Origin of the sequence: Leptospira terpstrae serovar Hualin str. LT 11-33 = ATCC 700639, assembly GCF_000332495.1 — a bacterium.
Taxonomy (GTDB): domain Bacteria; phylum Spirochaetota; class Leptospiria; order Leptospirales; family Leptospiraceae; genus Leptospira_A; species Leptospira_A terpstrae.
The window spans coordinates 185398-198918 of sequence record NZ_AOGW02000009.1 but is presented as its reverse complement, the minus strand read 5'-3'; the positions used below and the strand labels follow the sequence as shown (position 1 = coordinate 198918).

Annotated in this window: 13 protein-coding genes; 4 read left to right on the top strand and 9 right to left on the bottom strand. The window is 40.4% G+C overall.

Annotated elements, in window-relative coordinates; genetic code table 11:
- The first annotated feature begins 8 nt into the window (after positions 1 to 8).
- Positions 9 to 821, top strand: a complete 813-nt coding sequence (locus tag LEP1GSC203_RS07625; RefSeq protein WP_002973369.1) for a WecB/TagA/CpsF family glycosyltransferase — start codon at positions 9 to 11, stop codon at positions 819 to 821.
- A gap of 5 nt (positions 822 to 826) precedes the next feature.
- On the opposite strand, the gene LEP1GSC203_RS07620 is transcribed toward LEP1GSC203_RS07625, so the two are convergent.
- Complete coding sequence (locus LEP1GSC203_RS07620) at positions 827 to 4456, bottom strand: hypothetical protein (protein ID WP_002973233.1); 3630 nt, start codon at positions 4454 to 4456, stop codon at positions 827 to 829.
- A gap of 157 nt (positions 4457 to 4613) precedes the next feature.
- Here LEP1GSC203_RS07620 and LEP1GSC203_RS07615 point away from each other — a divergent pair, with 157 nt between their 5' ends.
- Positions 4614 to 5489, top strand: a complete 876-nt coding sequence (locus LEP1GSC203_RS07615) for a glycogen-binding domain-containing protein (protein ID WP_002973483.1) — start codon at positions 4614 to 4616, stop codon at positions 5487 to 5489.
- Positions 5490 to 5550: 61 nt separating this feature from the next.
- On the opposite strand, the gene LEP1GSC203_RS07610 is transcribed toward LEP1GSC203_RS07615, so the two are convergent.
- The 7 genes from LEP1GSC203_RS07610 to LEP1GSC203_RS07580 are packed head-to-tail and all read right to left on the bottom strand — an operon-like array spanning position 5551 to position 11332.
- Positions 5551 to 5877, bottom strand: coding sequence for an ATP-dependent Clp protease adaptor ClpS (locus LEP1GSC203_RS07610; RefSeq protein ID WP_002973420.1), 327 nt, complete (start codon positions 5875 to 5877; stop codon positions 5551 to 5553).
- Positions 5878 to 5893: 16 nt separating this feature from the next.
- A complete protein-coding gene (locus LEP1GSC203_RS07605) occupies positions 5894 to 6859 on the bottom strand; it encodes a transketolase family protein (protein WP_002973361.1) in 966 nt (321 codons plus the stop codon).
- Between the two features lie 2 nt (positions 6860 to 6861).
- Positions 6862 to 8028, bottom strand: coding sequence for a methionine adenosyltransferase (gene metK, locus LEP1GSC203_RS07600; RefSeq protein WP_002973436.1), 1167 nt, complete (start codon positions 8026 to 8028; stop codon positions 6862 to 6864).
- Positions 8029 to 8053: 25 nt separating this feature from the next.
- Positions 8054 to 8791: a lysophospholipid acyltransferase family protein gene (locus tag LEP1GSC203_RS07595; RefSeq protein WP_002973417.1), complete on the bottom strand. Its 738-nt coding sequence runs from the start codon at positions 8789 to 8791 to the stop codon at positions 8054 to 8056.
- A complete protein-coding gene (locus tag LEP1GSC203_RS07590; protein WP_002973506.1) occupies positions 8788 to 9480 on the bottom strand; it encodes a Rossmann-fold NAD(P)-binding domain-containing protein in 693 nt (230 codons plus the stop codon). Before LEP1GSC203_RS07590 ends, LEP1GSC203_RS07595 begins: the two co-directional genes overlap by 4 nt.
- Complete coding sequence (locus LEP1GSC203_RS07585; RefSeq protein ID WP_002973345.1) at positions 9477 to 9839, bottom strand: PilZ domain-containing protein; 363 nt, start codon at positions 9837 to 9839, stop codon at positions 9477 to 9479. Before LEP1GSC203_RS07585 ends, LEP1GSC203_RS07590 begins: the two co-directional genes overlap by 4 nt.
- A gap of 32 nt (positions 9840 to 9871) precedes the next feature.
- Positions 9872 to 11332: an MBOAT family O-acyltransferase gene (locus LEP1GSC203_RS07580; protein WP_002973412.1), complete on the bottom strand. Its 1461-nt coding sequence runs from the start codon at positions 11330 to 11332 to the stop codon at positions 9872 to 9874.
- A 130-nt stretch (positions 11333 to 11462) separates the two neighbouring features.
- Between LEP1GSC203_RS07580 and LEP1GSC203_RS07575 the strand changes: the two genes are divergently transcribed.
- Together LEP1GSC203_RS07575 and LEP1GSC203_RS07570 are read left to right on the top strand one after the other, a co-directional pair.
- A complete protein-coding gene (locus LEP1GSC203_RS07575; RefSeq protein ID WP_002973226.1) occupies positions 11463 to 11969 on the top strand; it encodes a DUF3332 family protein in 507 nt (168 codons plus the stop codon).
- A 53-nt stretch (positions 11970 to 12022) separates the two neighbouring features.
- Entirely contained in the window at positions 12023 to 13093 is a 1071-nt protein-coding gene (locus LEP1GSC203_RS07570) for a hypothetical protein (protein WP_002973493.1), read from the top strand.
- A gap of 46 nt (positions 13094 to 13139) precedes the next feature.
- On the opposite strand, the gene LEP1GSC203_RS07565 is transcribed toward LEP1GSC203_RS07570, so the two are convergent.
- Positions 13140 to 13493 (bottom strand): single-stranded DNA-binding protein, encoded by a 354-nt coding sequence (locus LEP1GSC203_RS07565; RefSeq protein WP_002973427.1) that lies wholly within the window; start codon positions 13491 to 13493, stop codon positions 13140 to 13142.
- Between the last annotated feature and the right edge of the window lie 28 nt (positions 13494 to 13521).

Below are 13521 nucleotides of genomic sequence, written 5' to 3'. Positions count from 1 at the left end.
CCGGCTAAATGAAGCAACTGAGCGAAATCGTTCACAATTCCTCAAAAGATGAGAGGGATATACTACTAGAATACCAAAATATAGATGTTTCCAAGCTGGAAACACTCAATGTACTGGGAATTCCCATCGACAACGTCACTACAGACGAAGCCATCGCTAAACTCTTCCGCGTGCTTGAGAAAAAAGAAGGCATGCACCATGTTTTATTTTTAGATCCCATCAAACTGATGAGGATGCGTCCCAGAAAATCCCTCCACCGGATTGCAGAAAAAGCCGGCACCATATTGGTAGAAGGAGCAGGGATTGGCTGGATGACCTCAGGCAGACTCAAAGAACGAGTGACCCCCATTGCTGTGATGATGGATCTTATTCGTCTTGCGGAACTCAAAGAATTTACTGCCTTTATCTTTGGGGCAAAAGATGAAATTGTAGAACGAATTTATTTCAACCTCACAAGACACTTTCCAAAAGTTCGTATCGTCGGCAGACATGCAGGCCATTTGGATCGCCAAAGAGAGATGCGAGTCAAAGAAGCCATTCGAAAAACCGGACCTGATATTATCTTCCTTGCGATGGATTTTCCTGAACAAGAAATTTGGATTGAAAACAATACTGGTTATTTTGGCAAAGCGGTTGTGATTGGAGTGGGTGGCGCCTTAGATATGTTATCTGGTGCAGATAAAAAAGCCCCGGAATGGTTCAAAGAAAGAGGACTGATCTGGTTTTGGAGGATCCTCGCAAGACCTTACCGAATCCAAAGAATGTGGGAAACATTCTTTTTCATTTTACTCGGCATTCGCGAAAGATTCCGCAAACATTAATCAATCTACTTTTTGATTTGATCTAACCTGTCGAGTGTTGGCGCCAACCAATCTTCTAACAATGGTTCTCTGTCAAGTTTTGCTCGCACAAATACTAAATCTTTGTTAGAGTTTGCGATTTCGCTTACAGAACTAATTTTACGTGCTGTTTCCATGGCTTTCCAATAGTATTTGAGAGCATTGATGGTATCTTGTTTTTTCTCATACACTGCTCCAATATTATTGTATAGGGCAGTGAGAGTTTCATACACTTCCCTATGATCAGAGTTTTCCGTATCAATTCTTCCCAAACTTTGTTCTTTCAGTTCAAAGTCATCTTTTAACTTCAGATAGTTGCCAAGGGCTGCATTGTACTGTCTAGTGTAGTAGAAAGCATTTCCTTTTCCGAATAGTAATGTTGCGTTATTATAAATATCTTCTTCTGGAAGTTCTGCCCAAAAATCCAAACTTTGGGAAAAGTCGCCATGGTTATAATCAATCCAACCTAGGTAATAATAACATTCTCTGACTATCTTTGGATCTTTAGAAATATCACGATCAAGGGCCGCTAAAAACGATTCACGAGCCATAAATAGTCCATTTCGTCTTTCCTTTTCTTCATAGGAGAGAGTTCCTATGCTTCGTTCTGGATATATTTTTTTACCAGGAAATTCTCGTATATTGTCTGTTACATTTATTCCAGCAGCTTCTAAAAATTGAATTTTTCCTAAGTTAAACGAAATCCTTCCCGGACTTCCTTCAAGTAAGGTTTCATCTTCATCTTTTTCTCCAAGACGATCTCGATAGTTTTGGTAACGGTCATCGGCTTCTCTGAGAAGTTTTACAGCCTCATCATAATTTTCAGTTTGGATATAATACTCAGCCATGAGTAGAACTGCTAAGTAGTGACGAATATCATATGTAGATGCCAATTCCAATTGTTTGAGGGCCCGTGCCGCTTCCTCTTTTTTAAAATAGAACCGAGCGCGTTGGTAATACCCTTCTGCAAACTTGGAACCACCTTCTTTTCCATAAGCAATGTTGAGAAGGTATTCCACATTATCATCAATTTCCATACCTGTCACTTGGTCTTCTGGGTTGATATTGTATTTGATTCTGACCTCTTCAGAATCCAAATCTATATAGAAAGATGCCAGTTTTGCTAATACAAAAAGAGAAAGTTCATCTTCAATATTGAGTGCATTGCGAACTTGTCTATGATGGTTTAGCACATACTGAGGATTATTATCTCGTTTCCACATTTCGATGTAAGTTGATAAAATTCCACCATGTCCAATGGCATTTTTTGGATATTTTTCAATGATATCATTATAATATTTAACCGCAGTTCCAAACTCTTGTTTGTTGTAAAAAATCTTTGCAATGCCTGCGATGGCATCAACATTGTCTGGATCTCCACCATCAGTAAACACTCGTTTGAAGTATTCGATGGCAAGGTGGTCATTTTTATATTTTTTGCGATTACTACCCGGCGGAACTTCGATAAAATCCTTTCTATGAAAAGAATGAAACGTTCCGAGCGCTATGTAAGTATCAATATCATGGACATTGTATTTGAGCCTTGAGGCAATATAAGCACCTGCTTTTAGAACCCTTCTTGGAACTTTGTCTTGGGATGTCAGATAAAATGCTAATTCCGAGAGTGGTCGTCGGCCTGCGGTTTCGACTCCCGCATCATTCCATTCCGTTTTTTTCGCAAAACTAATGTTTGGTACTTCTTTTCTATTTTCCCAAGCTCGTTTGTGTTCTTTATCTTCTGGTTCGTAACCAAAATCAGGTTCTACTTTTCCAAAACATTTTTCAAAGGCTCTTTCATACTGCCCAGCTTTTGTATAGGCAATACAATATTTATTCAAAAACTCTAAGTTATGTGGGAAAATCTCTTCCCCTTTGATAAAATAATTTTCTGCATCAGCAAGGAGTTTTTTCTTCTCCAAAGCATCCGTTTCATAACTAAACTCTTCGATTTTTTCAAGTCCGAGTGCATACTGCGCTTTGGCACGATAAGGAACAATGACATACTTCCATAGAGTGACGATTCCAAAAACAAGAAATACCGCAGCGGCAGATGATAAAATGGTTCTACGAACTAACTCACGTTTGCGGGCAGCACCTTCTTTCGTATAAGCGTCTCGACTAGCAATGATCGGAACACCATCGGCAGCAAACTTTCCTGTGGAATCGCTGAGTTCGACCCTTTCCCCAAGAAGTCCACTTAAGTAACTGGCAATGTCTTCTGGTTTTTGTTGTGCCTTAATGAGTTCAATGATTTCTTTCTGGTTACGAACCGGAATCCTTTGGTTCACAATCGTATCGATGATTGTACGACGAAGTTTTGGTGGGTAACGGAGTAATTCGGATTGGATGACAGCTAATTCTTCATCTGTTAGGTTAGCTTCCAGTGACTCTTCTGGTTCCTCTTCTTTGCCAAGAGACATGAGGTCTTCCTCAAATCCCCCTGGTCCATCTGAACCAAAGTCATCCATTGTAGAGACAGGCATATCATCAATCGATGGGGCTAAATCATCAAAAGAAGGAGCACCTAAGTCGTCATCGAGACTTGGTGGTTCCATTCCCACTCCCAAGTCTCCAAACGGATCATCAAATCCACCACCGACATCTACTGGTTCATTGTCCCTAGAAGGTGCGGACGGACTGTCCATATTTCCGAATGGATCGTCACCAAAACTTTCTGTTGGTGTCGGGGTAGAACCCATATCCGCAAATGGATCATCACCAAAGGAAGTATCTCCCCCAGAAGCGGGAGTCGAAAGATCACCAAATGGATCATCCGCGCCACCGGAATCGGAAGTCGGAGTATCAAATCCACCAAACGGGTCATCGCCGAAACTTTCTGTTGGCGTGGGAGTAGATCCCATATCTGCAAAAGGATCATCACCGGCAGGAGCACTGTCTCCCCCACCCCCAAAATCAAAATCATCACTAGCGGAAGTTGGTTCTTCCGCACCAGAATCGAATCCAGCAAACAGGTCTTCGTCGGTAGTGGGGGGAGTATCATCCTCACCGCCTAAATTGGCAAAAGGATCATCACCGATGACAGGTGCAGGTTTGTCCTCTAAAGGAGCTTCATCAACGGCATCTAAGTTAGCAAAAGGATCATCTTCGTCTGACGCTCCGCCGGGACTGTCCATACTTGCGAATGGATCTGTTTCTTCCGTTGTACCTGTATCGGAGGCAAAAGGATCGGTATCCTCTGTGTCAGTGGCTGGGGCATCAAAGTCAAAATCGTCAGTAGCAGCAGGAGTCGGTTTCGGTGAGTCTTCACCGAGTAATTCATCTAAATCAATTCCGTCGTCTTCTTCCGCTTCTCGGTTCGGAAGTTTGGGAGGACCAAAATCGTCATCCTCGTCATCGAGTGGGGCAAAAGGATCTCCGCCTTCAGAATCGCCCGCGCCTTCGTTATCAATATCATCAAAAGGAGAGCCGGAATCTTCTTCGGAGTCGGCTGCCGGTTCCGAAGGTACGATGGGACTTGTATATCCCAGTTTCTCACGTAAAACCTTCGCCATCGGATTCAGTTCTTCCGATGAGAGCGGATTTTTATTGAGAGCCGAAAACATCGTCTCGATTTGTGTGATTTCTTCCGGACTCAATTTGTCTATCGGCTCAGCCATTACGGGTCTATTCCTAATGAATTATCGGCCCCTTCTTAAAATGACAGAATATTTTTTTTATTATGTCAGATGGTTCGTGCAGAAAAAAACCTTTCACTCTCTTTTTTCATTTCTGCCGAAAATTATCTAGAAGGACTCTTTAACGACCACGACTATGATGAAATCGAAATCCATCCGTATCGCCCTATTTTTACTCTTTTTCACAGGAATCGGAATCTTTGCCGAGGATGGAATGGATTGGATCGGAAGTTTTTCCTCAAAAGAACTAGAGATGTCCGATGAAACAGAAGACCAAGATACGGTCTATTACCTCTGGCAACTGGAAAGTCTCAAAAAAAATATTGCTCCACGTTACATTCGTTATCTCGATGTGGAATCTTATGTTTCCTCAGGCAAATTGATAAATAGAGGGATTCTTTTTACTTACAATGGACTTAGAGATGAATCGGTGGAAATCTGTGGAAGTTTCAACAATTGGGAATGTTCTGATATGAAACGTAACCAATATGGAATTTATTATACAGTCATAGAACCAACCCAAATCACAGACACTTACGAAGAAGATCCAGTTTACGAGTACAAGTTCCGTGTGAATGGACTCCTCACATATGACCCAGAAAACTTTGATAAGTTGGAAGATGGTTCTGGATCTTACTACTCTCGTTTTATTTTAGATGGAAAAGATACGGACCGCCAAACAAAAACTATGGTGCTCGAAGATTCTGCAAATGAAGAAAGAGATTTACGAACCGTTAAATTTCAAATCTATTTACCGAATGCCGAAGTGGTTCGAGTGGTGGGAAGTTTTAATGATTGGAACCCAGAACACGATTTTTTGAAAAAAGATAGAAAGGGAGTTTTTACTCTCGAAAAGAAATTACTCCCAGGAGAATACCATTACCAATTCATTGTGGATGGTGATTATATGTTGGATACTTACAATCCTACAACCCATATCAAAGTGGATACCAATGAATCAGTATCTTCTTTACTCGTACCAGAAAGAAACTATGCTTTAGAACGAAAGATGTAATCGCTAACATTTGCGATTGTATTCGTCTGAAGATTGTATTCAAAATAAAAAAAAATATAGATTACTGCTCTAGAGTGGCAGTCATAGATCCTTTCGAAGAACTCATTCTTGGATCGGGACCATAGTTTAAGATCCGTTCGTGGACAAATTCCGCGTGTTCCAATTCTCCTGAGAATACGATGGTTTTCTTTTTTGTGTCCACTTCTACCGCATGTTGGAAGGCTTTTTCCCAAGGCATTTGGCATACGTCGATTAACATTTCAATTACATACTCGTATGTGTGAAAGTCATCATCCCAAAGTACAACCTTCCAAGGCCCGTCACTAAGACGTGGCCTCACTTCTGTTTCTTCTAAGATGGATGGTTGAGAAGCTCCGGCACCGGTCATAACCGAAACCAAAACCCTATTTTTTCTTTTTGGAAATTGCGATTTCTACGTGGGAAACTACATCTTTTGCACGAAGGCCGAAGTAATCGAGTAGACCACTCCAAGTTCCCGATTTTCCAAAGGTATCTTTCATTCCTACTTTGATCACAGGAACTGGATACTCTTCAGAAAGAAGTTCGGACACTGCAGAACCAAGTCCACCGATCACATTGTGTTCTTCACAAGTGACAATAGCCCCACATTCTTTTGCTTTTGCGATGATTGCTTCTTTATCCAAAGGTTTGATGGTTGCCATATTGAGAAGGCTTGCATTAATTCCTTTTTCCTTGAGAAGTCCGACAGCAATCATGGCTTCGTTGACCATAACACCGTTGGCAATGATACAAACATCTTTTCCTTCGGAGATCACTTCTGCTTTTCCAATTTGGAATTTATAGTTTTCTCTTTCAATCACAGGAATGGCAGGACGACCGACCCTTACGTAAACAGGTCCTTTGTAATCCGCAATGGCGTGAATGACTTGTTTGGTTTCGTTAAAATCAGAAGGACAAATCACAGTCATTTCAGGAATGACACGCATAATAGCAAAGTCTTCGATACATTGGTGAGAAGCACCGTCTTCTCCCACTGTGATTCCACCGTGAGAGGCAACGAGTTTTACGTTTAACTTTGGATATACGACACTATTTCGTACCACTTCCCAAGCTCTGCCTGATAGAAACATAGCAAAACTAGATGCGAATGGAACAAAACCAGAAAGGGCAAGACCTGCCGCATGACCAACTAAGTTCTGTTCAGCGACTCCAACATTAAAAAATCGTTCAGGGAATTTTTTCTTAAAATCGGCAGTTTTAGTGGAACCGGAAAGGTCCGCATCTAAAACCACGATATCTTGCCTGGACGCACCTAACTCAACTAAGGCTTCGCCGTATGCATCTCTTGTTGCTTTTTTGTCTGCAGTGGATTGGCTAGGTGCTCCCATACTTATCCTTTTTTTAAAGCTTCTGCTTTATCCGTTTTTTCCCAAGTAAATGTATTACCTGTTCTACCAAAGTGGCCATAAGCCGCTGTTTCTTGGTATTTTCTTCCTTTTCCAAGAAGATCCAAACCATCCACAATTCCCTTTGGAGTGAGTTTGAAGTTTGCAAGAACTCGCTTAGAAATTTCTTCGTCAGAAATAGTTCCTGTTCCAAATGTATCAACAAGAACGGAAACTGGTTCTGCAACTCCAATTGCGTAAGCAAGTTGCACTTCACATTTGTGAGCAAGACCAGCTGCTACTACGTTTTTTGCAATATAACGGCCGATATACGCTGCAGAACGATCTACTTTAGATGGATCCTTTCCAGAGAAAGCACCACCACCATGGCGACCCATTCCACCGTAAGTATCTACAATGATCTTACGACCAGTTAGACCTGTGTCACCATGAGGCCCGCCGATCTCAAATTTACCAGTAGGGTTGATAAAATAACGAGTGTTCACTAGAAGTTCTTTTGGTATCATTTTTTTGATACATTCTTCGATCACAGCTTCTTCGATTTGTTTGTGAGTTACACCTGGTTTGTGTTGAGTAGAGATCACTACTGTATCTACTTGCTTTGGTTTTCCATCTTCGTATTGGATAGTAACTTGTGATTTCGCATCAGGACGAAGCCAATCGATTTTGTTTGTATGGCGAAGTTCTGATAAATGTTCTAAAAGTTTATGAGAGTAGTAAAGAGGAGCTGGCATTAGTTCTGGAGTTTCTGCAATGGCAAAACCAAACATAAGACCTTGATCACCGGCACCTTGTTCTGTATGAAGTCCTTCCCCTTCATTTACACCTTGCGCAATGTCGGGAGACTGTGCATGCACGTGAGAGGCAACCACAGCAAAATCAGCATCGAAGTACATATTGATATCGTTATAACCGATTTTACGGATGACGTCACGAGCCACTTCTTGTGTGTCCACTTTCCCTTTACTTGTGATTTCACCAGCGATCACCACTAGGTTTGTAGTCACTAGAGTTTCGCAAGCAACACGGGATTTTGGATCTTGGGCTAAATACGCATCGAGAATGGCATCAGAGATTTGGTCGCAGACTTTGTCCGGGTGTCCTTCAGATACGGACTCGGAAGTGAAGATATAGTTTTTAAGAGAGGACATATTTTTTACCTTACTTGGTTAAACTTTAGATTTTAGGCGGTACGTCAATAGAATTGTCAGAGGATTGTCCACGCACATAGGATTCCAGGATTTCGGCATTTTTCCCCATGGCAATTTCCAATTTTTTAGCATAATCCTCTATTTGGCTCTCCGAAAGCCCTTTGGGAACAAAGAACGGCTCCCCATATTGGATGAAAAGTTTTGCCCCAAATTTTGGAAAAAAATGCCTGTCCCAACTTTTAAAAGTGTAAGCCCGGTCATAACAAGAATGCAAATACAGAATGGGAAAGCCAGTAAGAGAGGCCGTCACAATCACACCTGGTTTCACTTCCCGTCTTGGGCCTTTAGGACCGTCGACTGTAAAGATAGGAACTGCCCCTTGTTTCATTTCTTTTAGGATATTACGAAAGGCACCTGTGCCCCCTCTGGTGGAAGACCCGCGAACCGAACGAAGACTAGAGCGAGCAAAGGTTTGGTGGATGATCTCTCCATCTTTCGATTGTGATACAAGAGCGACCATATCCGCTTTTTTCTTTCGCTTCAAATACTGAGTGGCATGCCTATAAAGCGAAAGAGTAGTTTCATGAAAAACTGCAATGATATAACCAGAACCTTTTTCAATGACCTTGGCACTTTCTTCGGGAATGATGAATTTTTGGTTTCGAACGAATAGATACCAAACTCGTACAATAAAGTGTACCACCCAACTGAGGATGATGTATTTGGTTTTGGAATAGGGTTTTTGTTTGTTATCTGGAATCAAAAAGAATGGTCCTTACCGATTTCCCAAAGGACATCGTTTTCGTATACTTTCACTTGTGGGGCAGATCCTTTTTCTGGTTTGTCATGTAACAAAGAATGGATCATAGATTTGGCAACATATTCACCTGGAATTGGTTTGAATTTTTTGAGTCCAAGAAGGCCAAAAGGAATGAGGTTACCAAGAAACTCTCCTACCTTTTCTCCTACTCGCACTTCTTCTCTTTCTCCAATGAGTAAAGAAGGTCTAAAAATTCCCAAAAAAGGAAATTGTAACTGACGCAGTTCCAATTCAATCTCGCCTTTCACTCGATTATAAAATATAGAAGAGTTTGGATCTGATCCCATTGCCGTAATGATATAGAAACCAGGAATCTTTTTTTCTTTTGCTTGTTTTGCTGCAAGCAATGGATATTCATAATCGATTTCTTTAAATTTTTCCTGGCTGCCTGCTTTGTTAATGGTGGTTCCCAAACAACAAAATACAGCATCAATCCCATCGGGAACAGATACCTTACCCGATTGAAAGTCTTCCCACTTTACTTGTACCACTTCAATGGGAACATTGGGATTAGAAGTTGATGGGGAATTTCTTGCCCAAACGATTACTTTTTTGATTTGTGGGTAAAAAACAAGAGAGAGTAACACTTGTTTACCTATGAGACCGGTTCCACCGAGAAGTAGTATTTTCATTTGATCTCCAAACTGCGCGCAAGCATTGAATCCGTAAGATTGAGTCTTTCCTGGAATTGAATTCCTGCAATATAATAAACTACATTTTTAATTTTAGAAGTTTGGGTCCACATCACGGTTCCTTCAAAGAACATCCGTTTGGTGCCTTTTGCCCAAACTATACTTCCCAAAACTTGGGATTCAATTTCATCGCTGAGTAAGTCATCCTCACCCAAAAAACAAAGACCTTCTTCCGAAATATTCCCTAACTTTCCGAAAAGTGTGATCCCTTCCAAATCCAATTGGACCTCAAATTCAGAAAAGTCACCGGGGGATATTCTTGGAAGCCTTCGCTCACTTTCCATAGCAACAAGGTACAAGGATTCCCATTATTGGAAACGAAAAAAGCAGATTAGAACTGAAAGTAAATGAAAGGAACAGAATTTTCTGGTGTAGCTAAATTTAAGACAAGAAATAGAATTGGATAGAAGGCAAACTCCAAACTAGCTGGGATTTTTTTGCCTTTCCCCTTTTCAAAGATAAAATACCCAATGATATGGCCTAAATACAGAAAGATGATGATCCAAAGGAAGTCCTTCCACATATAGGGCCGGATTTGACCGGCCTGGAAGGTAAAGATTCCTCGGATATGAATCCAGGCATTTTCCCAAGTAAGGGAACGGAAAAAAACGGCACCCAAAAAGAAAATGGAGCTATTGAGAATATTCTGAAAAAGCCAAAGGGGGATTTGGTACCAAGGTTCTGCAGCGCGGTTCTCTTTTTTGTCAGGGAACCACTCCTTCCAAACCTCTTCTAAAACATAAAAAACACCATTGAGTGAGCCCCAAAACACAAAGGTCCATTGGGCCCCATGCCAAACCCCACTGACAAACATTGTAAACCATAGGTTAAACTTTCGTCTTACCGATGTTACCCTACTTCCGCCCATAGGAATATAAATATAATCGCGTAACCAGGAATTTAAGGTCATATGCCAACGCCGCCAAAATCCAGAGACAGAAGTAGCGAGGAAAGGTAAATTGAAGTTAGTGGGAAGTTTATAGCCAAGTAACATAGCACTTCCAATGGCCATATCTGAATACCCACTAAAATCTAAATACACTTGGATTCCGCCTAGAGCAGCAGCAATTAACAATGCATACGCATGATGACCCGCAGGATCGGCATAAATAGCATCAATCGTTGGAGCCACCATATCAGAAAGGACAGCTTTTTTGAAATAACCCAACATAAAGAATCGAATCGCAACGCGAAACTCTATATCTTCCAATTTCTTTGGACTATACAATTGTGGCATAAAAGTTCTGGCAGTAACAATTGGTCCTGCAACAAGTTGCGGGAAAAAACTCACAAATAATGCAAATCGAATGAAGTCCTTTTCAGCAGGGATTTCTTTTCTATACACATCAATGGTATAAGACAAAGATTGGAATGTAAAAAAGGAAATACCTGCGGGAAGAATGATTTTAAGAACAGGAAATGCATCTGCACCAAACATTGGATTGGTGACAGTGTTAATCGAAGTCACAAGAAAATTATAGTATTTAAAAAATCCCAAAATAAAAACAAGATTGGTAATCAAACTAAAAAGTAAGAGGTAGTATCTCACCTTTTCTCTGTTCTCAGAGCTGAGTTTCAGTCCTACATAATAGTCAATGGCTGTGGAAAGAAGGATAAGTGCACCAAAGCGATAATCCCAAGACATGTAAAAAAAATAACTACTGATGAGTAGGAATACATGTAATATGCGAGTTTCTCTCGATTGATTCGAAAAAATAGTAGGGAATACGTACCAAACCGTAAAAAAAACAAAGAGAAAGAAGACAAAGTATTCAAAATCGGAAAAGATCAATGGGATTTGCCTTCTATTCAGACCAGGCTCTTTGAAAAAATATGTCTGTCAATCATTTCGGCTTGCAGATGATTGCAGAATCGCCTATGATATACCTCTAGTTTTCTAGCTAAAAACTAAGAGGTAAATAATGAAAAAAAAATTAAAAACAGCTCTCGTGGGACTTTTGTCCATTGGCTTACTTTCCAATTGTTTTGGAAAATTTGGTGCGATCAAAGCAGTATACTCCTTTAACGGAAATATCCAAATTGGATCTGGTAAACTCGCAAGTTTCTTTCGTTCCCTTTTAATGATCTTCCCACTATACTTTGCTTATGGAATTGGAAGTTTTTTAGACATCTTTATTTTCAACCTAATTGAGTTTTGGACTGATAGAAATCCAATCGCAATGGCTGAATATGATTTTGATGGAAAGTTAGTTAAAGAATTCAAACAAGATGGCCAAACCATTACTCTTACTTATACTGAATGGGGTAAGGTTTTGAAATTAGAAGCGCCTACACAAAAAGGGATTGAACCTGTTTACTTCCTAAAAGAAAAACCGGAAAAAGCATTCCGTATGATCAATGGAAAGTATGTGGAAATCCTCCAAACTAGCGGACCGATCCTCCCTCCAGCTGACATAAAACACATTTAACTTCAACATTGCCCCTAATTTTAGGGGCAATCTATGACCGATACTTAAACTATATGAACCGCTTATATTTGGCTTCTTTCCTGTTATTTCTCTCTATCGGATGCGAAACTCCGCAACAGGTGATCACCCCTACCTTCCCTACTCATTCAGAACAAATCAATCTCAACCGTATCAAGATGATTACAAAATCGGAAGCAGTACATACCGATTCCAAGGACGGAAAAAAACCTTTGGCCCAGGAGCCAGGTGTCAGCGTTGAGTATTCAGAAAACAAAATTCCTTTCATCCAATTGGATTTATTTTTTGAAGATGCAGGAATTAGCATTATAGAAGAAATCATTGCAGGAACTATTTTAGACCATCATATCATTGTGTTAAACCAAAAAGGGGAAATCATCGCCAAACAACCTGTAAACTTCCAAGCCTACGAAATTTTGGAAACTAAAACAGAAGTCATGCGAAACAAAGTGATTGTTGGTGAGTCCAAAAAACCTGTAAAAGTAAATAGCACCACTCCCGAAACCAAAATTTCACGGGAAGCAATTGAAAGACAGTACACAGATAGAGATACAGTCCCACAAGTATTGGAAATCCAAGACGGCAAAGTCCCAAATCCAGGCGAATATATAAACATCTACCTAGAACTCACCTATGTAAATCCTCATCTAGAACCCAACTGCGAATCCTACGGAGGAAACTGTTATGGCGCCAAACAGAGGTTTTTTGAGGATGTCACCGGGCGGAACCGAAGAGAATTGGATATTTTGCGAAATCGTTATGTAGATGGGGAAGTAGCACAGTTTCCCAACTTAACTCAGACAGAACAATCGGATTACAAAACAAACATCAAATCCAAAATAGAAACCACCAATGGAGTGTTTGGACCAAAACATGGATTTACAAAGTTTCTGTTTAGAGAATGGAATTTGGTTTCTTCACCAAGATACTTTCGCATTTTATCTGTTAACAAAAACGGGAAACAATCATCACAAGAAGATCGTAATGATGAAAAAAAACTAACCGACGAATCCGGGGAAAATTCAAAATCAGATAATGATCACCATTCTATTTTTGATTCCCCAACTCATTCTAAACACAAAAAGAGAAGTATTCCCACCCCATAACAAAAAATAGCGGGTGCAGAAAATCCAAACACCCGCTATGGAATTCCTAAGCGACCTTTTCCTCTTTCTTTCGAATGCTATCAAATCGAACAGTAGAAGCAATCACTCGAAATTTGGATTTGTTTTCACCCTCCGAAGTTTTCCAACGGTTCTGTTTTAAGTTTCCCATCACAGTAACTTTGCTTCCTTTTCTTAGGAATTCTACACAGTTTTCACCTAGTTTTTCCCAGGCTTCTACTTCAAAGAAAGAAACTTCTTCCTTGTCTTTCCCTTCTTGGTTGTTAGATGTGTGGTTGACAGCAACTGTGAAATTTGCCAAAGTTTTACCTCCGGCAATTGTTTTTTCTTCTGGATCAGCAGTTAGATTTCCGTCCAGAATGATGTACGATAGATTTTTCATTTGAGTATCCTTTTATCAATTTTGATGG